We start from the raw sequence: 20,868 nt of genomic DNA on the forward strand, positions 1-20,868 counted from the left end.
GATGTCGACCGGATGTTCACCCAGGCCCTGGTGGAAGGCGACCCTGCCAAGCGCGATCCGCTGGTGCGCGACATCCAGGAAACCATCCAGCGAGACCTGGCCTGGATCCCAATCGCCGAAACCAAAACCCTATGGGCCTACACGGACAAACTGCATGGGCTGACCTGGCACCCCGACAACTCGCTTCGCTTCTTCGAAATGTCGTTGGACAAGTAGGCACTTGCTCGCCTTCGTCGGTCGCCGGTTACTGACGGCCGCCATTCAACTCGTCGCCCTCGCTCTCATCGTGTTCTTCGCGATCCGCCTGTTACCGGCAGACCCGGTGGCGCGGCTGGCCGGGCAGGATGCATCCCGCGAATCCTACCTGTCATCCCAGCACGCGCTGGGTCTTGACCGGCCGGTGATGGTGCAATTTGGTGCCTATATCGGCGTGCTGCCGGGATCGAGCGGGTTGTTGGAGGGGGATTTCGGCCGGTCGTGGGTCACTGGCGACCCGATTTCGCAGGAGATCCGGCGCACGCTGCCCATTACGTTGGAATTGATCACCATCAGCTTCGTCCTGGCCTTCGTCATCTCCGTCCCGCTCGGCATGATATGCGCTCTGCGACCCGGCGGCATCGCCGATCGCATGACCTTCGGCTACAGCCTATTCGCTGGCTCCCAGCCGGAGTTCTGGTGGGGATTGTTGTTCATCTTCTTTTTCTTTTCCGTCCTCGGCTGGGCGCCCCCGCCGCTGGGCCGGCTGAACCCAATGGTCACCCCGCCCCCTGTCGTCACCGGCTTCATCACCATCGACTCGCTTTTGGCCGGAGATGGGGAGGCGCTGTGGGACGGTCTGCACCACCTGATGCTGCCAGTGGCGACGAAGGTCTTCGTGCTGTCCGGCCCCATCGTGAAGATGGTGCGCCAGAACATGACGCGGGTGATGACGTCGGACTACGTGCTGTATCAGCAAGCCAGCGGCATCAGCCCCGGCCGCATCGCGCTCACGGCGCTCAAGAACGCGCTGGCTCCGACGCTCACCCTGCTGGGCATTCTATATGGCTATATCCTGGGCGGTGCGGTGCTGATCGAAACGGTATTTTCCCTCGGCGGTATTGGCCAATACGCCGTCAGCGCCGTTCTGGCCTTCGACTATCCGGCCATCCAGGCCGTCGTGCTGGTGATCGCCGCGATCTCGCTCTTCGTCTACCTGGCGCTGGACGTCGCCCACGCCATGCTTGACCCGCGGTTGCAGGGATGAGCGAGTCCGCAGAGATCGATACAGCCCTGCTGCAGGCCGATTTCGACGCCCAACTAGCCCGGCCCGTCTCCAATACGCTCTTCCATGTCGGCGCTGCCATCGTCGCGCTGTCCCTGCTGCTGATGGTGATTGGGCCGTGGCTCACCCCGTATGACATTGGGCGTCCGAGCGACGAGATCATGCAGCCACCCCCGAGCCTATCCCAAGTGCCTGGTCTCGTGAGGCAGATGCTGGCTGGCGCGCCGCACCCGGCTATCCATTGGCTGGGCACCGACAGCGCCGGGTTGGACGTCTTCTCCCGCGTGCTGGCCGCACCTCGTGCGGATGTGTCCATTGCCGTCGGGGCCAATCTATTCTCGCTGCTGGTCGGCAGTCTGCTGGGCCTGTTCGCTGGTACTGCCCGGCCATGGGTCGGCGGCCTCACAATGCGGATTTCCGATCTCGTGCAGGCCTTTCCCGTCTTTATCACCGGCATGATCCTGGTCACGCTCGCCGGCCGCAGCAATGGCACCATCGTCGTCACCCTCGCGCTGCTCTACACCCCGATCTACATCCGCCTCACCCGAAGCGAAGTGCTGACCCAGCGCCATCGCGGCTTCGTCGATGCCGCGCGCGTTTTGGGCAAAAGCGAGGGCTGGATCGCGCTGCATCACGTGCTGCCCAATGCGCTGGCCCCGGCGATGATCCAGGCCTCCGTCACCATAGGGTTTGCCATTCTGATGACCGCCGGGCTCAGCTTCGTCGGTGCCGGTGTGCGTCCCCCTACCCCCGAATGGGGGCTGATGATCGCCGCCGGGGCGGACGGGATCGTGCAGGGTGAATGGTGGCCGTCCGTCTTTCCCGGCATCGCCATCTCCATCACCGTCTTCGGCTACGCGGCCTTCGGCAATGGGCTGGAGCGGCGGCATGCCCGATAACGCACCGATCTTGGCGGTGCGCGGCTTTTCGGTCGCCTTCGGCGCCAACCGCGCGGTCAACGATGTCAGTTTCGACATCAACCCTGGAGAAATCGTTGGGCTGACTGGTGATTCTGGCAGCGGCAAATCCACCCTGGGCCTCGGCTTGCTCGGGCTGGTGCGCGCGCCGGGTCGAATTCTAGGCGGCAGCATCGCCATCGAGGGCACGGATCTCCTACGCCTGCCCGAGGCCGAGCGGCGTGCCCGGCGTGGCCGCCAGATCGGCCTCATCGTGCAAAACCCCCGGGGCTCGCTCAGCCCACTGCACACGGTCGGCCAACAGATACGCTCGGTTCTGCGCGCGCATCTCACCATCACCCGCCCCCAGGCAAAGTTGCGTTCGGTTGATCTCCTTCGCCAACTCGGCCTCAACGACCCGGAGCGCCGGGCGCAGGCGTATCCGCACGAGATCAGCGGCGGCATGGCGCAACGCGTGCTGATCGCGATGGCAATGGGCGCTGGCCCCCGCGTGCTGATCGCGGACGAGCCGACCAGCGGGCTGGATGTCACCATTCAGGCGCAGTTCCTGGATGAATTGTCGAAGGTCTCGCGCCAGGCTGGCTCAGCTGTGCTGCTGCTGACCCAAGATCTGGGCATCATCGCCAATTACTGCGATCGGGTTCTGGTGATGGAGGACGGGCGCCTGGTCGCAGAGGACCGAACGGCGCATTTCTTCGCTGCCCCGCAAGACCGCTACAGCCGCCGCCTTCTCAGCCTGGCGCAGCTATCACCTCCGCCACCCCCCAAAACCGCCGAGACCCTGCTGGCCGTCCACGGTTTGTCCAAGGCGTTTCTGCTGCGCGGCTCCGGCAAACGTTTGCAGGCTGTCGACCGTGTCGATCTCGCCATCGGCCGCGGCGAAACGCTGGGCCTGGTGGGGGAAAGCGGGTCGGGCAAAACCACCGTCGGCCGCTGCCTGCTGCGCCTGATCGAGCCGGACTCGGGCAAGGTGATGTTCGAAGGCCGGGATCTGGCTCGCACCCCGCTGGCGACGCTACGCCAACTGAGACGCCGCTTGCAGATCGTGTTTCAGGATCCGCTGGACGCGCTGGACCCCCGATGGACGGTCGGCAGGATTGTGAGCGAAGCCCTGGAACGTCCGTCCGTGGGGCGCATCGCCGAGCTGCTGCAACTGGTGGGCCTCGACCCTTCCACTGCAAGCCTGCGCGCCCGCGGCCTGAGCGCTGGGGCGCAACAACGTGTCAGCATCGCGCGCGCCATCGCCGCCGACCCGGCGCTCATCGTGCTGGACGAACCCACCTCCGCGCTCACCCCGCTGGCCCGCGTTGGCATCGTCACATTGCTGCGGTCGCTGCAACGGGAATTCGGGATGTCCTATTTGTTCATCTCCCACGATTTGAACACGGTGGAGCAACTCAGCCACCGGGTCGCGGTCATGTATCTGGGGCAGGTGGTGGAGGTCGGGACCCGGGAACAGGTGTTCAACGCCCCGTTACATCCGTATTCACGTGCCCTTTTGGCGGCTCACCTGGCGCCCGACACCACGGACCGCCGGATCGATCGCGCACCCGGCGCAGCGCTGGCCGGCGAAATCCCCAGCCCTGTGGACTTGCCCGTCGGCTGCTACCTCGCCAGCCGATGCCCGAATGTGCAGGAGCCTTGCCGCACAACGCCGCAAGACTTGCAGTACCTGCCCGACGGTCGCGCCGTCCGCTGCGCACCCGCCGCGGCCCTTTGAAGGACGCCATCATGCCGACGCCGCGCCGATGACCGCCCGCCATCATGTCGGCCTGCTCATCCCATCTTCCAACACCACGGTGGAGCACGAATACAACCGGTTCGGCCCACCGGAGATCACCTGGCACGTGGGCCGATTGAGATTGACGGAGGTGTCGGCGAAAGGCATGGCGGAGCAGGAGCCGGATATCGACCGGGAAGCGGCCAAACTCGGCACGGCTCATCCGGAGGTGATCGTGTTGGGCCAATCCGCCATCGGCTTCATCTGTGGCGAATCCTACGAGCAGACTGTAAAGGTCAGACTACAAGCCGCATCTGGCGCCATTCCGTTATCTGCCGCGCAGTTGATGGTCGCAGCTGTCGACGCGTTGGCGCAGGGCGGATCGCGCTGGCGACACCCTTCGTCTCCGGCGTGGACTCCGCCGTCGCGGATTATTTCGCGCGTGCCGGCCACCCGGTCGTGCGCACCGCATCGCTGGGCATGACCACCAATTACGGCATCGCGTCCGTCACCGCCGACCAATTGATCGCGCTTGCCCGCCAGGTCGACGCGCCCGAAATCGACACGATCGTCATTCCCGGGGGCAATCTCCAGGCAATGGCCCTGCTCCCCGCCATCGAGGCGGAATTGCGCAAGCCCATCGTCATCACCAACCAGGCCTGCATGTGGGCCGTCGCAGGGATGTTGGGTGTCTCGCTCGGCCCCGGGTTCGGCAGGTTGGCGACGGCAGATCCCGATTGGGCGATCCGTCGCGCATTACGCGCCTAAAGAGCCATCCCAATCGCGTGTCCGGTTGCGGTTGCCGACAGAAGATCGGCCGCCGTCTGGCAATCGCCAACCAGGTGCACGTCCATCCCAGCCTGCCGCAACGGAGTTGCCAGCGCATCCATCGGCACGCGTGGCGTGGAGTAGCTCAGGAACGACACATCTTCGACGCAACCACGCTCACCCGTGAACACGTTGGCATAGTCCAGCATGCCGTCTTCGAACCCCGCGCTCCAAATCGGCGTCGACGACGGAATAACATTGATCCGCCGCTCCGCCAACCGGCGTAGCACGCCTTGCCGGGTGACCAGTTGCATGTCGGTGGCGACCGTGTCGCGCGGCGTCATGATTATGACTTGGTCGAAAATGTGCGTCAGCATTTCGGCTGCGGCGTAGGTCGCCTCCGTGTGGTCCGTGTCGAAAATAACCGCCTTGCCCCGCTGCCGCTGCGTCACCCCAACAAGCCCACGCATGGCTGCCCGTAGATCTGGCACCAGCGCCTGTTCATCGGGCGGCAGCCAATCGGGTGGGATCATGTCGGACCCACAGGCCAACACCACCGCGTCGGGCCGGCTCGCCGCAATTTCGGCAAAGTCGGCCAGGCGCCCCAGCTTGAACGTGACGCCTGCACGCACGGCCGCCGTGTGCTGATAGTCGTAAATACTGGTGATCGTCTCGCCCCCCGGCAGAGGAACGCGCAAGCGCGCACGGCCACCGAGTTCCTCGGACGCGCCGAACAGCGTGACGTGATGGCCCCGCGCCGCCGCAACCCATGCGGCCTCCAACCCGGCGACTCCCCCTCCCACCACCGTCACGCGGCGCTGCAGGCCGGATGGCTGTGGCCAGAAATCCATCTCGTCGGCCTTGCCAACCCGGGGATTGTTGACGCATGCGATCGGCTGGTGGGAGATGATGGTGCCCCAGCAGGTGTTGCACGAGATGCAATAGCGCACATCGAACGCCCGGTTCGAAGCCGCCTTCAGCAGCCAGGCCGGGTCCGCTACCAAGGGACGTCCTAACCCGACAAGATCCGCATCCCCATCTCGCACGACGCGTTCGGCTTCCGCCGGGTCGGTAATCCGGCCGAACGCCACCAGCGGCGTTCCCCCCGCCGCGGCGCGCAACTGGCGCACCAGATCCATATGCGGCAGGCGATCGCCGTAGCGATCCGGGACATGCATCTCCAGCGTCTGAGCGTGGGCCCCTTGACAGAACCCGACATAATCCGCCTGTCGCTGCCCGGTCAGCATCGCTGTAATGATCGTCGCCTCCGGCAGTGCGATACTGCCTGGCACACCATCATCCCCCGGCAGCTTCAGCCCGATGATGAATCCGGCGCCACAGAGATCGCGAATGCCCGCTATCAACTCGGCCACGAAGCGGGCGCGGCCCTCCCAATCCCCGCCAAACAAATCGGTTCGCCGGTTGGACCAGGGCGACAGGAATTGGTGGAATAGGTGACCGTGTCCTGCCGATATCTCGATGCCGCTGAATCCACTGCGTTGTAGAAGCCGCGCTGCCTCGGCGATGTCTCCGATCATGGTGCGGATCGCGTCGATCTCCATCGCGCGGGGAACGGTCCAACTGAGGTCATCCGGCAATGCCGACGCGCCCTGCGCATTATGCGTCCTGCCGGGATAGTGGCGTCCCCGGCCTGAATCCTGGAGTTGACCAATCAGCCGGCAGTCATGCGCCTCCACCTGGGCGGCCCACCGGCTGAACCCGTCCAGATTCTGTGTCACCACCTGCGGCCGCGGCAAGTCGCGTTGATGCGGCATCATGCCCAGCGGTTCCGTGACGATCACTGCCGCGCCGCCAGCCGCCCGGTTCACGTGATACTGGACGATCTCATCCGTCACCGTACGATCCACGGCTAGCCGCGTGCTCATGGCGACGTGCATGACCCGGTTGCGCAGCATCTTGCCCGCTAGCGCAAATGGGCTGAGCAACGCCGGATAAGATGATTGATCCATACTGGCTAGTCCCGTCGGATGGTAAAGGCAGATAGTAATGAGCAGCATGGGTGAGCGCCACCCTGTGCGTCGTAGGCTGATCCATTGCACTATCGCCGGCGATACCGCGAACCCGACGGCAAGCGGCTCCAGGCCGGCACGAGCAGCCCGCCAATGCGGCGTGCAGCCTGGAACGGTTCGGCATTGGCCTTGTGCTGGGCCAGGCCCATGGAGCCGCCCCGGCTGCCCAGACTAGGCTGGATTGTCGTTACTCTATGTGTGGTCGCAGGATATGCTTTGCACCATGCCCCGCCTTCACGTTGGCCATCTCGTGCAACATGCATTTAAGATCGATGATCGCCTTTTCTTCCTCAGCAGACAGATCTTTCAGCGTGATGTGCCTGAGTAGCACAATCAACGCATCGCCGATCCGGCCGAGTTGGCGACCATAGCTAGCGAGGCTGAGCGCGTCCTTTTCGATTTCGGTGTTGCTGGATTGGCCGATATTGATATTGAAGAGGCCAACCTGGTTACCACTCGGGTCGAAATACGCCGTCCAGGGAAGGGTCACCGGGCCAGATAGGGGTAGCCTGAAATCCGCCATCGCCGCGTCCTCTCAGTGTGAAGCCGGAACGACCATAGCGGCGTTAGGGCATGTGATACAGAACGATCTCAGTTGGAGGATCGGACTGCAGGATGGGGCTTCACCAAGCCGGCAAACGCGCGCTGGCCAGAGGCGGGACCGAGCCACGGCAGCACCCTCCCGGCGGTTCGTGTAAGGTGACCCTGCGATGATGACTTCTCTCGACGGACGAAACAGCGGAAGCGACTTGACCGACGCGGTTGCTATCAGGGAGGTCTCTTCGGCCAGATGAGGACCCGAGCATGGTGCCCGTTACCAGTGATCTAAACGTCCGTGACGCCCTGCAGGGGAGCACGGTTGAAGCCATTCGGGTTGCCCAAGCTGCGGCAACCCTGCCGTTCGCAATTGCCGCGATCAATCTGAACGGTGACCTGAACATTGGCGTGATGATGCGGACTGCCGTTTCTTTTGGCGCAGCCCACATGTTCCTGTTCGGCCAGCGCCGTTTCGATCGCCGCAGCACGGTCGGCGCCCATAACTATGTAGACCTCGTGCACATTGTCTGCGATCTGGAAGGGCATGCGGTGCCCCGCCCCCTCTTCGATGTGGCCCTCGCAGAGCACGGCTACACGCCGGTTTTTGTCGAACAAGGCGGAACCGATCTGCGAACATTCGACTTCCGAGGCGTGGCGGCCCCGCCATGCCTCGTTTTCGGCAATGAGGGCTACGGTGTGCCAGACAGCTTCATTGGCGGTGGTCAGCGGATATCAATCGTGCAGCGGGGGGTGGCCCGCAGCATGAACGTCAGCGCAGCCGCGGCAATCGCGTGTTTCGTCTGTTCGTCCCAGCTCGAGTGAAGCACGAATTCAGGTCCGCACCGGCCGCCACATGCGCAGGAAGCGCCGCGACGCGGTGGGTCGATCCGGTTCGACGCCAAGCCGCCGTCCAATCTCCAACTTGCGTTCGATCCACTCGACCAGCATTGCGGCCGGGTAGCTGATCGCCAGGTAGATAGCAGCCACCATCGCGTAGATCTCGAAGTGTTTGAACGTGGCCGAGGCGAGCAACTGCCCGCTGAACATGAGGTCCCGCATCGTGATGACGGACACCAAAGCGGAGTCCTTGAATATCGACACGAAGTTGTTGCCCAGCGACGGTATGATGATACGCAGCGCCTGTGGCAGGATAATCCGGCGCATCAGCAGGCGCTTCGACATGCCGGTTGCGGCGGCAGCTTCCCACTGGCCCTTTGGAATCGCCTGAATGCCGGAGCGGAAGATTTCGGCCATATACGCCGCGTAATTGGCCGTCAGCCCAATGATCGCGGAGACGAAGGGGCTGAGAACGATGCCCTGGTAGGGCAACACGTAATAGATAAAGAACAGTTGCAGTAGCAGCGGCGTGCCGCGGATCACCTGTATGTAGAACGCGGTCACGAGCCGCAATGGCGCCAGGCGCGACATCCGCGCGATGCCCAGAAGCAAGCCTACCACCAGCGCTAGTACAAACGACAGCACCGACACGACGATCGTTAGCCACGCGCCCTGAAGCAAAGGCGGGAGGAACGCGATCATGTCATCAAGTGAGAACAACCGTGATCCTCCCTAATCGACTTTAGTTATTGTAACCAGTCAAACCCCATTTGCTGAGAATCTTTTTCATTTCGCCGTTATATTCCATCCAAGCGATCGCGGAGGAAAATCCCGTCACCAACTGGATGTCACCCGGGCGGAAGACATAGGTGCTATAGGCCGACGGGTTTTTTAGGTCATGCGGCTCGTACTCCGCCACCATGTCGACTTTCCACTCCGGATGGTCCTTCATCTGGGCGGCTACGACGGGCTGATCGTAGAGGACGGCATCGAGGCGACCGATGGCGAGTTCCGGCATCATCTGCTGCCAGTCCTTGTAGCCCTGGAACTCCACGCCAGGAATTGCCTGGATCCACTCGGCGTAATTCGTGCCCAGCAGAGTGCCGACTTTGTGGCCCTTCAAATCGGTCAACTTGCCAAGCTTCAACGGATTGCCTTTAGCAACGGCCATCGTCTCGGCATAATAATAGGTTGGGAAACAGAAATTCACGACCTTGGAGCGAGCCTTCGTGTAGTGGATCGAATCGCCGACCATGTCGAATCGGCCGCCCAGCGTGCCCGGCACAAGCCCGTCGAACGTCACGGTCTGCACATCGACTTTGGCAATCTTCAACATCTTCGCAGCCATCGTGATGATTTCTGCATCCAATCCTGCCCAGGCATTATTGGCCTTCGGGTCCAGGAAGGAATACGGCCAATCATTGGATGTGCCGACGACGAGGACGCCCTTCTTCTGGATCTTGACCAATGAATCATCGCTGCCGTTGATGGGCGGGACGGAAAAGTCGGGAAAGCTGGTATCGACCTCTATCGCACCCGCCGCTTCTGCCGGCCTGCTGCCGACTGTGGCGGCAAGGACCGCCGCGACACCACCAATGGCGCCGGCCTGGAATAAAGCACGGCGGGAATGCCCGGGTGACGTTTCGTCGGATTCATGCGTCATGTTCAAGCTCCTGGTTCAAGGCGTTTACGTTCGGCATTTCTAGGCCTGGGTGTCCGCGGCCTCAGACTTGGGAATGTCGTCCTCGGGAGGGTCGTCTCCTTGGCCACGGCTCAGAATCGATTGTAGAAATTGCCGGGTTCTCGGGCTCCGTGGGTCGGTAAACAACGTCGCTGGCGGTCCTTCTTCGACCACGGCACCCTGTGCCATGAAGACGACCCGGTCAGCGACGTCGCGCGCGAAATCCATCTCGTGGGTCACGACCACCATGGTCATGCCCTCGGCGGCCAAATTGCGCATGACCTTCAAGACCTCTCCCACCAGCTCAGGGTCGAGAGCGGAGGTCGCCTCATCGAACAGCATGACCTTGGGATTCATTGCCAAGGCGCGGGCGATGGCAACGCGCTGCTGCTGGCCTCCGCTGAGTTGGTGCGGGTAGGCGTTGCCCCGGCGATCGAGACCGACCTTGCGCAATACCGCCGCTCCCCGGGCGCGAGCGTCATCCGGTTTCTGCCCTAAGACATGGATCGGAGCTTCGATCACGTTACCAAGCACCGTCAGATGCGGGAACAGGTTGAACGACTGGAACACCATGCCGATTTGCATGCGAATCTGCTCGATCCGGCGATCCGGGTCGACAACCAGCTTGCCGTCCCGTTTATAGCGGTAAACCGGGGCGCCTTCAAAAAGGATCGTTCCATCATCGATCGTCTCAAGATGGTTGATGCAGCGCAATAGCGTGGACTTTCCGGCGCCAGACGGCCCGATGATGCACACGACCTCGCCCTTTTGCACCGAAAGCGACACATCGGTCAGCACTTCGACGCCGCCGAACGACTTCCAAATACGGTCCAGCTGTATGATCGGCCTGCTTTGTGTCAGTTCCGTCATCCATGGCCTCTAGCTTTGTGACCCCACAAGCAAGGCCTATGCCAAAGTGGTTGCTCGACCGGTTGGCACTTGGCATAACGCCGCAGTGTTTCTCGCCGTCCGCTCCAGGAGGTTCCATGCAGACCGTTAGCTTCACCGCAATGAAAGACGGCACGCGTGAGGATTACCTCATGCTGCGGGATATGGAATTGAAGCACAATCTTGCCACGGCAGACCGTTTGCTGCGCGAAATGGCTCGCCAGGAAGAGGAGACGATTGAGGGCTACCAGATCAGCCGCCTCGGCCACGCGTTGCAATCTGCCACCCGCGCGCGCCGCGAAGGCGCCGATGTAGACTGGATCGTGTCCGCCTTGTTACACGATATCGGCGACGGCTTGGCGCCGCAAAATCACGATCGCATGGCCGCCGAAATTATTCGGCCCTTCGTGCGGGAGGAATGCACGTGGGTCGTCGAACACCATGGTGCCTTCCAGATGATCTACTATGCCCATCATTACGGCTGGAACCGTGAGGAGCGCGCGCGCTACGCCGATAGTCCACATTACCAGGCCTGTGTCGATTTCTGCGAGCGCTGGGACCAATCCTGCTTCGATCCCGCCTACGAGGCCGATCCGCTGGACAGTTTCGCGCCGACGGTCCGCGACGTTTTTTCCCGCAAGGCCTACGCACCGGACGTGGTCCGCCCCGGCGTCGCAATTGGATTGCTCCGCTAGGACGAGGGGTTCTACGACGGCAGCCGGAACACGTTGCTCGGTTCCTCCGCATAGGACCGTTCGGTCGCGCGTACGAATTCGGCCGCACGCTCCAGATCCTCGACGAAAGCTTGCAAAGCCGGGACTTCTGTTTCTGGAATGACAAGTCCATGCTCTTTAAGTCGAGCGATAAATTCGGTTTCGGTCATGTGGATGGTCCTTAGCGGTCAGGTCAGGTTGTAAAATAAGTTGCGTCAGGCGTGCCGGCACGGTTGCCTATTGTCCGCCTACTGCGCCGCACTCGCCAATGCTGCCGCAAAGGCCGGTCGCGCCGCTCGGAACATCGTCGCCTTTTCAAATGCGTCACCCGTGCTCAACACCTGCGCGTCTTCGAATGGCCGTCCCACGATCTGCAGCGACAATGGCAGGCCGTTGGCGGAGAAGCCGCTGCAGACCGACAAGGCCGGGAAACCGGTGACGTTGAACGGTTGGGTAAAGGATGGCTCCCGAACCGCTGGTTCCAGCCGGAACGGCGGCGCCACCTGATGCTTGGTTGGCAGCATCAGCACGTCGTGATCCTGCATCGCCGCCGTCATCTCGGCGACCAACCGTGTGCGATGGCGTAGGGCGTTGACATAATCGCTCGCCCTCACGAACGCGCCGGCCGCCAACCGTCGCCGGCCCAACTCCCCGTATAATTCTGGCGTCGTCGTCAGGTAGCGCTCGTGGATCGCATAGGCCTCGGATCGAGAAATAAGGCTGGTCACTTTGTTGTAGTGGCTCAACGGAGACAGCGTGACGTCCGTGACCGCCGCACCCAGCGCCCGTAGCGTGTTCAGTGCGGACTCCAGGCCAGCGACGACATCGTCCTCGGCCTTCAGATCCGTTTCGAAAAAGTGTCGGATCACGCCGACACGAAGCCCCTTCACATCCCCCCGTAGTCCTGACGCGAAGTCGGGGACCGCCTTGTCCGCGCTGCCCGGGTCCAATGCGTCATGGCCGGCAAGGGCCTGCATCATCAATGCGCAATCCTCGGTGGTCCAGCACAATGGTCCGGCGTGGTCCAACGTGAATGAAAGCGGCAAAATGCCGCGACGGCTGACCCGGCCGTAGCTGGGCTTGAACCCCGCCAAACCACACCACGCCGCCGGGCTGCGGATCGAGCCACCGGTATCCGTGCCCATCGCCGCCATGCACAGCCCAGCGGCAACCGCCGCCGCCGACCCGCTGGACGAGCCGCCGGGTTGATGGTCGAGGTTCCACGGATTGCGCGCAGGCGGCCAGGGCAGGTCGAAGGACGGGCCGCCAGTGGCGAACTCATGCGTCGCCAGCTTACCCAGGATGACCGCGCCAGCTTTGCGTAGCCGTTGCACGGTCACAGCGTCCTCGTTGGGGACGTGGTCTTTGAACAACGCGGAATGTCCCGTCGTCGCAATTCCCGCGGTGTTGTAGATGTCCTTCAACCCGATCGGAATGCCATGCAGCGGTCCTTTCCAATCGCCGCCCGCGATCTCCGCCTCGGCACGTCGCGCCTCATCCATCGCCGTTTTGCCCAGCACCAGGATGTAGGCGTGTAGTTCGCCATCCAGCCGATGGATGCGGTCGAGATAGGCCTTCGTGAGTTCGACCGGCGACAGCTTTCCGGTCCGGATCAGCACCGATGCCTGCGTGATTGTCAGGAAGTGCAGATCTTGCGTCATGGTCATGCTCCCAACGGCGCCGTACTGCCCAAAAACCCCGGCTGGCGCATCCCGCACAATCCGCGGATGATGGCGAAGGCAGCAAAAGTCGTGCCAAGCTCCACTGGCGCCACGCCTCCGTTGGGTCTCAACGGGCTTTGTATCCAATGGCCCTGATCTTGCTTCAAGAACGCTACAAACCGAAGGACGATGAACCTCATGGATGGCGCGCTGCCGCGCCCGAGACGTGGCACAGGAAGTCTCACCAAAGCGCTGCGGCTGCTGCAGGAAATCGGCTGCGCGGGGCCGGACGCGCTGCGCCTGACCGAGCTGGTGGGCCGGGCCAATATTGACGCCTCCACCGCCTTCCGCATGCTGGCCTGCCTGGTCGACGAGGAGTTCGTCGAGAAGGTGGAGGGCAAGCGCTACCGCCTGGGACGCCGGGTGTTCGAGCTGGGGTTGGCCGCCGGACAACACTTCAACGGCCACGCGGCCGCCCGGTCGTCCCTGTGGCGCCTGGCCGGGCGGCTGAACATGCCGGTGACATTGGTGATGCGCAGCCGGGTGGAAACCGTCTCCGTCGAGTCCGGCGGGCCGGAATTGTTCCCCGACCTGGTGGCGCCAATCGGATCGCGTCTGCCGATCGGCGTGGATTCGGCCGGCGTGGCGCTGCTGGCCGCCATGGCGCCGGGCGACGCAGATGCCCTTATCCGCACCAACGAACGACGATACCGCGCGTTCGGCCGCGACACCGCCCGGGCCCTGCGCGGCTATGTCGACCGGGCCAAGGTGAACGGCTACGCCCGCACCATCAGCCCGGTGTGTGCCGATGTCGGCAGCGTCGGCATCATCGTGCCGGGGGACGCGGCCGCGCCCACTTTCGCGCTCAGCATCCTGTGCGACGCGACCCGCCTGCAGGATGGGTGCGAGATGGTACCGACCATGCGCGACGCGGCACAGGACATCGCCCACGCCATCGCCGCCGCCCAAAAAGGCCCGATCGAACAGGGCCACTAGGTATCTTGCCACCATGCGGAACGATCCGTGGTTTACGCAGCATGCCCGAGACCGCACATTTCCCACGTGACCCGGCGGCCTAGTCCGCCGGCGGTCATCCACATCGACGAGAGCGTAAACAATGGCCAATCGCCAATTTCACCTTTCCTGGTTCCTGTCGCAGGGCTACGGCCCCAAGGGGTGGCGGGGGCAATGGCCCGGTAGCGACGTCGCACGCTGGATGATGCCGGACCTGTTCCTGGACCTGGCCCGTGGTATGGAGCGCGCGTGTTTCGATTACATGATCATCGAAGACTCCTCGATGGTGCCGTATCAATACAAGGGCTCGCACGACACCTATCTGCAATACGCCGCCAGCACGCCGAAGCTGGACCCGGCGGTGCTGGTGACCCATCTGGCGCAAGTCACGAAGCATCTGGGCCTGATCCCGACTCTCTCAACCTCGGAATACCCGCCCTTCCTGCTGGCCCGGCTGGTCAACACGCTGGATCACACGACCGAGGGCCGGGTCGGCTGGAATTGCGTTACCAGCAGCAATGACGGTGCAGCGCAAAACTACGGCCACGACACGCAATATCCGCACGAGGAACGCTACGACCGGGCCGAGGAATTTGCCGACCTCGTGACCAAACTGTGGGATGCGTGGGAGCCGGATGCGGTGGTGCTGGACCCCAAGACGCCAATGTTCGCGGATGGCAGCAAGGTCCACGCCGTCAACCACGAGGGCAAATACTTCAAATGCCGCGGCCCGCTGAATGCGCCGCGCTCGCCCCAGGGCCGCCCCGTAATCTGCCAGGCCGGCGGCTCTCCACGTGGGCAGTTATTCGCCTCCCGCTGGGCCGACACGATCATCACCGATGCCAGCAACGTCGCGGAAATGAAGCAATATCGCGCCGACGTGCGCGCGCGCGCGGCAGCGGCAGGGCGCAATCCGGACCACGTGAAGGTGCTGTTCCTGGCCCAACCGCTGGTGGACACCACCATGGAGGCCGCGCGGGAGCGGCGGCGCTTGGCGCGCGAGGACGCCAACGGGCATCTGGACATGCAGCTTTCCACCATGTCACGCCTCACCAACATCGATTTCTCGCAATTCGCGCTGGACGAGCCGCTGCCGGAGCTGTTCACCAACGGCCACAAATCGTCGCTGGCGAAATGGATCGGCAAGACCCCGCGGGAGGTGGCGTTGGCACAATCCACCAAGGCCGGGATCGACTTCACCGGCACGGTCGACCACGTGGCCGGTATGATGCAGGACATCATGGAGGAAGTCGGCGGTGACGGATTCCTGTTCTTCAACGGCACGTTCGACCGTCGCTACATCATCGAGATCTGCGACGGCCTGGTGCCGGAACTGCAGCGCCGCGGACTGACGCGGACGGAGTATACGCATAAGACGTTCAAAGAGAATCTGATGGCGTTCTAGCTGGGCTTTGCCCTGCACCCAGAAGGGAACAGTCGTCCCCTTCACCCCTTTATCGCGAGGTGTCCAGAGGACGACTGTCCTCTGGTGGGGTCCGGGGCGAAGCCCCCTCGCTTAGGCCCGTCCTTAGCGCCCCAACCCATGCGGATCATATTGCTCCCGCAGCCCGTTCCCCAGCATGTTCACGCCCCACACCAGAACAATGATCGCCAACCCGGCGGAGTTCGCAATCCACGGCGCGACGAACAGCCTGGTATTGCCTTCCGCCAGGATATTGCCCCACGTCGCCGCGGGCGGCGGCAGGCCGAGCCCCAGGAACGACAGCGCGGTTTCCTGCAGGATCATCTGCGCCACCTGCAGCGTCGCCACCACCGTCAGCACCGGCATCACTTGCGGCAGGATGTGCTGGCGCATGATGTAGAAATCGCCGCCGCCATAAAGCTTCGCTGCCTCGACGAACGGGCGTTCACGCAAGGACCGGGTCAGCCCGAACACGACGCGCGCATAGACCATCCAGCGGGAAATCCCCAACACCAGGATCAGGTTCAGCGCGTTGCCGCCTAGCGCCGCCACCATCATGATCGCCAGCAGAATGTCGGGGAAGGCCATCTGCGCATCGGCGAATCGCATGATCGCCTGTTCGGTGGCGCCGCCGCGCAGCCCGGCGATCACGCCCGCTACGCTGCCCACCACCGCCGATAGCAGCATCGACGCGACGCCCACCAGGATCGACAGGCGGGAGCCATAGATCAGCCGCGACAGTAGATCCCGGCCGTAATTATCCGTGCCCAGCCAATGCCCGGCAACCGCGCGGGGCGACCAGAACCCCGGCTTCAACCGGGCCAGCAAATCCTGCTGATACGGATCCCACGGCGCGATCAGCGGGGCGAATATTGCGCCCAGCACCGCCACCAGCACGATGCCGCCACCGAAGATGATCTTGAACCGCTTGCCGAACAGCCGCCTTTGTCTCACCCGCGGTGGATCCTTGGATCGATCAGCATTTGCAGCACGTCCACGACGAGGTTGCTCAGCGCGATGATGATGGCGATGGCGAAGACCGACGCCTCCACCACCGGCACGTCACGATGACCGATACTGTTGATGAGCAGCCGCCCCACGCCGGGCCAGGCATAGATCGTCTCGGTCACGATGGAGCCGGCCATCAGCGTGCCGATCTGGATGCCCAGGAAGCTCAGCACCGGGTTGACCGCGTTCGGCAAGATGTGGGTGGCCAGCACCCGCGCCCGCGACAGGCCTTTGGACCGACCCGTGACGACGAATTGCTCGCTCATCAACTCGATGACGGCGGTGCGGGTAATCAGGGTGAAGTTCGGCATCAGGATGGCCGCGAGCGTCACGGCCGGCAGCACCAGATGCCGCAAATCACCATAGCCGGAGGTCGGCAGCCAATGCAGTTGCAGCGCGAAGAACTCGATCAGCAGAATCCCGAGCCAGAAGGACGGCATGGATTGCCCCGCCACCGCGATGGAGGAAATCGCCGCATCCACCGCCCGGTCCCGCCAAACGGCGCATGCGATCCCGCCGGCAATGCCTAGGATCAACGCCAATGCCAGCCCGGCCCCGGCCAATTGCAACGTGGCGCCCAGCCGGTCCCAGACCACGCCCGCCGCCGAGCCGCTGAATTGCAGCGACTCCCCAAAATCGCCGTGCAGCAGGTCGCGCAGGAAGATTAGGAACTGCACCGGCAGGGGCTGGTCCAGATGCAGGCGCTGGGTCAGCGCCGTCACCTGTTCGGGGGTCCGGTTGATATCCAGAAAGATATCGACCGGGTTCCCCGTCAGCCGCAGCACGATGAAGGTGGCCAAGGCGACGATCAGCAGCGTCAGTGGCAGGAAGGCCAGCCGGCGGAGAATATAGCCGGCCATCAGAACCGCGCGTGGCTCACTTCACCTGCACCTGGGTCAGCCGCAGCAGCTTGTCCGCCGCGGCGCCGAACCCGGTCACCGAGTCACTGACGCCATACAGGCTGGGCAGGCCGAACAGGAAGACAGAGGGGGTCTGGTCGGCCAGGATTTCCATCATGCGGTGATAGTCCTTCACACGCTCGGCCTCATCGATGGTGGTGCGGGCGGCGACGAACAGCGCCTCGTATTCCGGGTCCTGCCACTTCGTACGCAACCCGGACTTGGTGTACCAGACCGAGGCGAAATCCGCATCGCCAACGCTGTACCAGCCGATCATGTACATCACGCCCATCTTCTGCGCGTTGGACATCTGCTGGAACACACCGCCCTCGACCACGTTGACGGTCGCCTTGACGCCGATCTGGTTCAACATGCCGGCCACGGCGTTGCAGATGTCGGTATCGGACACGTATTTGCCGTTTTGCGTGGTGATGGGCACGGGCGTGTTGAAATCATACCCGGCGTCCACCAGCATCTTCTTCGCCTTCACCGGGTCGAACGGGCGGGCCTTCAGATCCGCGTCCCAGCCCAACACACCCTTGGTCAGCACTTGGTTCTGCAGGATCTCACCCTGACCCTTCAGGATCTGCTTCAGGATCAGGTTCTTGTCGATCGCGTAGTCGAACGCCTCGCGGATCTTGGGATTGTCGAACGGCTTGACCGACGGGTCGAAGGTCAACACCAGGCCGACGGTGGTGCTGATCTCGTTGACCTTCGCACTGCCCGACTCGTTCACCTGGTCGATCAGGTCGATCGGCACTTCCTCGATGATCTGGCTCTCCCCGGCCACCAGGGAGGCGACGCGGGTCGACCCGTCCGGGATGGTGCGGATCACCAGTTTGTCGAATTTGGGCGCGCCACCCCAATAGGCTTTGTTGGTCGTCAGCGTGTAATGGTCGCCCGGTACCCAGTCCTGGAACACGAACGGCCCGGTGCCGATCGGGTGTCCCGCCACGACCGTGGCGCCTGCCTTCTCGTAATAATGCTTCGGCTCGATGATGATGTCCGACAGACCGCGCAACAGCGTGGGGAACACGGTCCTGGTCTTGATGTCGACGGTGTATTTATCTACCGCCGTGGCATTTGCCACCTGGCCGATCCGCGTGATGAAGGCGTATCCGGTCGCCGGGTCCAGCACCCGGTTGATGGTGAACACCACGTCGTCAGCGGTGAAATCCACCCCGTCGCTGAATTTTACCCCCTGGCGCAGATGCACCCGCAGCGTCATCGGGTCCGTCATCTCCCAACTGGTGGCCAGCGCCGGGTGCAGGTCGCCGGCATTGTCGCGGGCGATCAACGGGTCGTTGGTTTGCTCCAACAGGCTCAGCGACGCATAGGACCCATTGCCGGACCGCAAGCTGTCGGGAAAGACGGCGGCGCCGATGGTCAGTGTCTTATCGGCAGCGAAGGCCGGGCTGCCAAAGGCAAGCAGCGCAGCCAAGGTGAGCAACGGGCGGCGTTTCATGATGGCTCCTACGGGCAAGATCTGGGTCAATGGGCGGGCCTGGTCAGGTGGCAGGCGGATAAATGCCCACCGCCCAGGTCGGTCAACGCCGGGTCGTCGGTGCGGCACACCGGCATCACGGCCGGGCACCGCGTGTGGTAGCGGCAACCCGGCGGCACTGCCCGGGCGCTGGCAATTTCGCCCAGTGCCTCGATGCGGGCGCGCACGGCGCCGGGCCGATGGGCAGGCACGGCGCTCAACAGCGCGCGGGTGTAGGGGTGCTGCGGCGTCTGGTACAGCGCCTGCTTGTCCGCCAGTTCCACGATGCGGCCCAGATACATCACGGCCACCCGGTCCGCGACGTGCCGCACCACACGCAAATCGTGCGAGATGAACAGATAGGTCAACCCAAAGTCCCGCTGCAGATCCGTCAGCAGGTTGATCACCTGGGCCTGCACGGACACGTCCAGCGCCGAAACCGGTTCGTCGCACACCACGAAATCCGGCCGCAACGCAAGCGCACGGGCAATCCCGATGCGCTGCCGCTGGCCGCCGGAAAACTCGTGCGGATAGCGATTGGCGTGCTCGGCCGCCAGCCCCACCAACGGCAGCAATTCCTGCACCCGCACCCGGCGCGCCGACCCGGCCACGCCAGCCAGCCGCATCGGCTCGGCGATCAACGCCGCCACGGACATACGCGGATTGAACGAGCTGCCAGGGTCCTGGAAGATCAACTGCATGCGGCGCCGGGCGGTGCGAAGCTGGCGCGCATCCAGCTCCGATATTTCCGTGCCATCGAAGCGAACCGTGCCGCTGCTCGGCTCCACCAGCCGCATCAGCAACCGCCCCGTGGTGGATTTGCCGCAGCCGCTCTCCCCCACCAGCGCCAGGGTTTCGCCGCGCCGGATGGTGAACGACACGCCATCCACCGCCCGCACCGCACCCGTGACCCGGCGGCGGAACGTGCCCGATACGATCGGGTAGTGCTTGGTCAGCCCATCGGCGCGGATCAGCGGCGCGGTCATGCGGGCACCACGCCGTGCCGCAAACAGGCCGCGTCATGGCCCGCGCCCAGCGTCACCGCCTGCGGCTGAATGCGCCCGCACGCCTCCCACGCATACGGGCAGCGCGGGTGGAAACTGCACCCGGCGGGCATGGCGAACGGGCTCGCGACATTGCCCTCGATCGCGGGCAACCGCTCCGGGTCCTCGTCCTCCAGCGGCGGCATACAGCGGAGCAGGCCCTCGGTATACGGATGCGCCGGCCGATCGAACAACGCGCCCACCGGGGATCGCTCCACGATGCGCCCGGCGTACATCACCTGCACGTCGTCCGCGAACTCCGCCACCACGCCCAGGTCATGGGTGATCAGCAGCACCGCCATGTGCATCCGGTGCTGCAAATCGCGCAGCAGCGTCAGGATCTGCGCCTGCGTGGTCACGTCCAGCGCCGTTGTCGGCTCGTCGGCGATCAGCAGTTTCGGCCCGCAGCTCAGCGCGATCGCGATCATCACCCGCTGCCGCATGCCGCCCGACAATTCGTGCGGATAGGCGCGCATGATCTGCGGCGGGGAGGGGATGCGCACCAGGCCCAACAACTCCTCCGCCCGCGCCCGCGCCGCGGCCCGGCTCAGCCCCAGCTGCAGGGTCAGCGGCTCCATCAACTGGCGTCCGATGGAAAAGATCGGGTTCAGCGAGCTCATCGGGTCCTGGAACACCATCGCGATCTCGCGTCCGCGAACCGACCGCATCTGCCGGTCCGACAGGCTGCCAAGGTCACGTCCCGCCAAGTGGATCTGGCCGCTGCTCACGCGCGCGGCCTCGGGCAAAAGCTGCATCAGGGCCATGGCAGTCACGCTCTTGCCGCTGCCAGACTCGCCCACCACGCCCAGCACGCGGCCGGCCTCCACGTCGAAGCTCACGTCGCGGACAGCGTCGAACGCACCGCGCCGGGTCTGGAACGCGACGGTCAGGTTCCGGACGGACAGCAGCGTCTCAGCCATCGGCCGATCTCGACAGACTCTGCTGCACCGCACAAGCACCGGGTCTTGCACATGGTGACAATCGG

22 protein-coding genes are annotated in these 20,868 nt (G+C 63.8%); 10 read left to right on the top strand and 12 right to left on the bottom strand.

Translation table 11 applies throughout. The annotated features are described in order from the left end of the window. From GSQ76_RS23775 to GSQ76_RS32115, 6 genes are all read left to right on the top strand, one after another. Positions 1–216: hypothetical protein (locus tag GSQ76_RS23775; protein ID WP_408837175.1), on the top strand; the 216-nt coding region annotated here is incomplete at its 5' end. Positions 217–220: 4 nt separating this feature from the next. Beyond that, positions 221–1,243 carry an ABC transporter permease gene (locus GSQ76_RS23780; protein ID WP_158746588.1) on the top strand — a complete coding sequence of 341 codons (1,023 nt, stop codon included), beginning with the start codon at positions 221–223 and terminating at the stop codon, positions 1,241–1,243. Beyond that, entirely contained in the window at positions 1,240–2,160 is a 921-nt protein-coding gene (locus GSQ76_RS23785) for an ABC transporter permease (RefSeq protein ID WP_158746589.1), read from the top strand. The genes GSQ76_RS23780 and GSQ76_RS23785 overlap by 4 nt, the downstream gene beginning before the upstream one ends. Next, positions 2,150–3,898 (top strand): ABC transporter ATP-binding protein, encoded by a 1,749-nt coding sequence (locus GSQ76_RS23790; RefSeq protein WP_158746590.1) that lies wholly within the window; start codon positions 2,150–2,152, stop codon positions 3,896–3,898. The genes GSQ76_RS23785 and GSQ76_RS23790 overlap by 11 nt, the downstream gene beginning before the upstream one ends. 28 nt (positions 3,899–3,926) lie before the next feature. After that, entirely contained in the window at positions 3,927–4,382 is a 456-nt protein-coding gene (locus GSQ76_RS32110; RefSeq protein ID WP_254070603.1) for a hypothetical protein, read from the top strand. Then, positions 4,310–4,666: a hypothetical protein gene (locus GSQ76_RS32115; protein WP_254070604.1), complete on the top strand. Its 357-nt coding sequence runs from the start codon at positions 4,310–4,312 to the stop codon at positions 4,664–4,666. Before GSQ76_RS32110 ends, GSQ76_RS32115 begins: the two co-directional genes overlap by 73 nt. Here the strand turns inward: GSQ76_RS32115 and GSQ76_RS23800 are convergent. Further along, complete coding sequence (locus GSQ76_RS23800) at positions 4,663–6,636, bottom strand: NAD(P)-binding protein (protein ID WP_158746591.1); 1,974 nt, start codon at positions 6,634–6,636, stop codon at positions 4,663–4,665. The genes GSQ76_RS32115 and GSQ76_RS23800 overlap by 4 nt on opposite strands. Positions 6,637–6,883: 247 nt before the next feature. Beyond that, entirely contained in the window at positions 6,884–7,219 is a 336-nt protein-coding gene (locus tag GSQ76_RS23805) for a hypothetical protein (protein WP_158746592.1), read from the bottom strand. Between the two features lie 281 nt (positions 7,220–7,500). On the opposite strand from GSQ76_RS23805, the gene GSQ76_RS23810 reads away from it, so the two are divergent. After that, positions 7,501–8,055, top strand: a complete 555-nt coding sequence (locus GSQ76_RS23810) for a TrmH family RNA methyltransferase (protein ID WP_158746593.1) — start codon at positions 7,501–7,503, stop codon at positions 8,053–8,055. 9 nt (positions 8,056–8,064) lie between these two features. Here GSQ76_RS23810 and GSQ76_RS23815 read toward each other — a convergent pair whose 3' ends face one another. The 3 genes from GSQ76_RS23815 to GSQ76_RS23825 are packed head-to-tail and all read right to left on the bottom strand — an operon-like array spanning position 8,065 to position 10,621. Then, positions 8,065–8,790: an amino acid ABC transporter permease gene (locus GSQ76_RS23815; protein ID WP_254070605.1), complete on the bottom strand. Its 726-nt coding sequence runs from the start codon at positions 8,788–8,790 to the stop codon at positions 8,065–8,067. A gap of 22 nt (positions 8,791–8,812) precedes the next feature. Next, positions 8,813–9,733, bottom strand: a complete 921-nt coding sequence (locus GSQ76_RS23820; RefSeq protein WP_158746594.1) for an ABC transporter substrate-binding protein — start codon at positions 9,731–9,733, stop codon at positions 8,813–8,815. Positions 9,734–9,772: 39 nt separating this feature from the next. Then, positions 9,773–10,621: an amino acid ABC transporter ATP-binding protein gene (locus GSQ76_RS23825; protein ID WP_272482687.1), complete on the bottom strand. Its 849-nt coding sequence runs from the start codon at positions 10,619–10,621 to the stop codon at positions 9,773–9,775. A gap of 116 nt (positions 10,622–10,737) precedes the next feature. On the opposite strand from GSQ76_RS23825, the gene GSQ76_RS23830 reads away from it, so the two are divergent. Beyond that, entirely contained in the window at positions 10,738–11,334 is a 597-nt protein-coding gene (locus GSQ76_RS23830; protein WP_216851258.1) for an HD domain-containing protein, read from the top strand. A gap of 11 nt (positions 11,335–11,345) precedes the next feature. Here the strand turns inward: GSQ76_RS23830 and GSQ76_RS23835 are convergent, their stop codons facing one another. Together GSQ76_RS23835 and GSQ76_RS23840 are read right to left on the bottom strand one after the other, a co-directional pair. After that, the gene (locus GSQ76_RS23835) at positions 11,346–11,522 is read right to left on the bottom strand and encodes a hypothetical protein (protein WP_158746595.1); all 177 of its coding nucleotides are present in this window, start codon (positions 11,520–11,522) and stop codon (positions 11,346–11,348) included. Between the two features lie 78 nt (positions 11,523–11,600). Further along, positions 11,601–13,013 carry an amidase gene (locus tag GSQ76_RS23840; protein WP_216851259.1) on the bottom strand — a complete coding sequence of 471 codons (1,413 nt, stop codon included), beginning with the start codon at positions 13,011–13,013 and terminating at the stop codon, positions 11,601–11,603. Between the two features lie 189 nt (positions 13,014–13,202). Between GSQ76_RS23840 and GSQ76_RS23845 the strand changes: the two genes are divergently transcribed. After that, complete coding sequence (locus GSQ76_RS23845) at positions 13,203–14,009, top strand: IclR family transcriptional regulator (RefSeq protein ID WP_158746597.1); 807 nt, start codon at positions 13,203–13,205, stop codon at positions 14,007–14,009. 121 nt (positions 14,010–14,130) lie between these two features. Then, positions 14,131–15,432, top strand: a complete 1,302-nt coding sequence (locus tag GSQ76_RS23850; RefSeq protein WP_158746598.1) for an NtaA/DmoA family FMN-dependent monooxygenase — start codon at positions 14,131–14,133, stop codon at positions 15,430–15,432. A gap of 123 nt (positions 15,433–15,555) precedes the next feature. Here GSQ76_RS23850 and GSQ76_RS23855 read toward each other — a convergent pair whose 3' ends face one another. The 5 genes from GSQ76_RS23855 to GSQ76_RS23875 are packed head-to-tail and all read right to left on the bottom strand — an operon-like array spanning position 15,556 to position 20,803. Next, positions 15,556–16,404, bottom strand: a complete 849-nt coding sequence (locus tag GSQ76_RS23855; RefSeq protein WP_158746599.1) for an ABC transporter permease — start codon at positions 16,402–16,404, stop codon at positions 15,556–15,558. Beyond that, positions 16,401–17,318: an ABC transporter permease gene (locus GSQ76_RS23860; RefSeq protein WP_158746600.1), complete on the bottom strand. Its 918-nt coding sequence runs from the start codon at positions 17,316–17,318 to the stop codon at positions 16,401–16,403. The genes GSQ76_RS23855 and GSQ76_RS23860 overlap by 4 nt, the downstream gene beginning before the upstream one ends. 16 nt (positions 17,319–17,334) lie before the next feature. Further along, a complete protein-coding gene (locus GSQ76_RS23865; protein WP_158746601.1) occupies positions 17,335–18,822 on the bottom strand; it encodes an ABC transporter substrate-binding protein in 1,488 nt (495 codons plus the stop codon). Positions 18,823–18,848: 26 nt separating this feature from the next. Beyond that, positions 18,849–19,826, bottom strand: coding sequence for an ABC transporter ATP-binding protein (locus tag GSQ76_RS23870; protein ID WP_158746602.1), 978 nt, complete (start codon positions 19,824–19,826; stop codon positions 18,849–18,851). Next, a complete protein-coding gene (locus GSQ76_RS23875; RefSeq protein ID WP_158746603.1) occupies positions 19,823–20,803 on the bottom strand; it encodes an ABC transporter ATP-binding protein in 981 nt (326 codons plus the stop codon). The genes GSQ76_RS23870 and GSQ76_RS23875 overlap by 4 nt, the downstream gene beginning before the upstream one ends. Positions 20,804–20,868: the final 65 nt, after the last annotated feature.

Origin of the sequence: Acidisphaera sp. L21 (genome assembly GCF_009765685.1) — a bacterium.
GTDB lineage: Bacteria > Pseudomonadota > Alphaproteobacteria > Acetobacterales > Acetobacteraceae > LMUY01.

Coding starts and splice junctions, on each gene's coding strand:
- GSQ76_RS23785 (WP_158746589.1), top strand. CDS start 1,240: ATGAGCGAGTCCGCAGAGATCGATACAGCCCTGCTGCAGGCCGATTTC.
- GSQ76_RS23790 (WP_158746590.1), top strand. CDS start 2,150: ATGCCCGATAACGCACCGATCTTGGCGGTGCGCGGCTTTTCGGTCGCC.
- GSQ76_RS32110 (WP_254070603.1), top strand. CDS start 3,927: ATGACCGCCCGCCATCATGTCGGCCTGCTCATCCCATCTTCCAACACC.
- GSQ76_RS23800 (WP_158746591.1), bottom strand. CDS start 6,636: ATGGATCAATCATCTTATCCGGCGTTGCTCAGCCCATTTGCGCTAGCG.
- GSQ76_RS23805 (WP_158746592.1), bottom strand. CDS start 7,219: ATGGCGGATTTCAGGCTACCCCTATCTGGCCCGGTGACCCTTCCCTGG.
- GSQ76_RS23810 (WP_158746593.1), top strand. CDS start 7,501: ATGGTGCCCGTTACCAGTGATCTAAACGTCCGTGACGCCCTGCAGGGG.
- GSQ76_RS23820 (WP_158746594.1), bottom strand. CDS start 9,733: ATGACGCATGAATCCGACGAAACGTCACCCGGGCATTCCCGCCGTGCT.
- GSQ76_RS23825 (WP_272482687.1), bottom strand. CDS start 10,621: ATGACGGAACTGACACAAAGCAGGCCGATCATACAGCTGGACCGTATT.
- GSQ76_RS23830 (WP_216851258.1), top strand. CDS start 10,738: ATGCAGACCGTTAGCTTCACCGCAATGAAAGACGGCACGCGTGAGGAT.
- GSQ76_RS23835 (WP_158746595.1), bottom strand. CDS start 11,522: ATGACCGAAACCGAATTTATCGCTCGACTTAAAGAGCATGGACTTGTC.
- GSQ76_RS23840 (WP_216851259.1), bottom strand. CDS start 13,013: ATGACGCAAGATCTGCACTTCCTGACAATCACGCAGGCATCGGTGCTG.
- GSQ76_RS23845 (WP_158746597.1), top strand. CDS start 13,203: ATGAACCTCATGGATGGCGCGCTGCCGCGCCCGAGACGTGGCACAGGA.
- GSQ76_RS23850 (WP_158746598.1), top strand. CDS start 14,131: ATGGCCAATCGCCAATTTCACCTTTCCTGGTTCCTGTCGCAGGGCTAC.
- GSQ76_RS23860 (WP_158746600.1), bottom strand. CDS start 17,318: ATGGCCGGCTATATTCTCCGCCGGCTGGCCTTCCTGCCACTGACGCTG.
- GSQ76_RS23865 (WP_158746601.1), bottom strand. CDS start 18,822: ATGAAACGCCGCCCGTTGCTCACCTTGGCTGCGCTGCTTGCCTTTGGC.
- GSQ76_RS23870 (WP_158746602.1), bottom strand. CDS start 19,826: ATGACCGCGCCGCTGATCCGCGCCGATGGGCTGACCAAGCACTACCCG.
- GSQ76_RS23875 (WP_158746603.1), bottom strand. CDS start 20,803: ATGGCTGAGACGCTGCTGTCCGTCCGGAACCTGACCGTCGCGTTCCAG.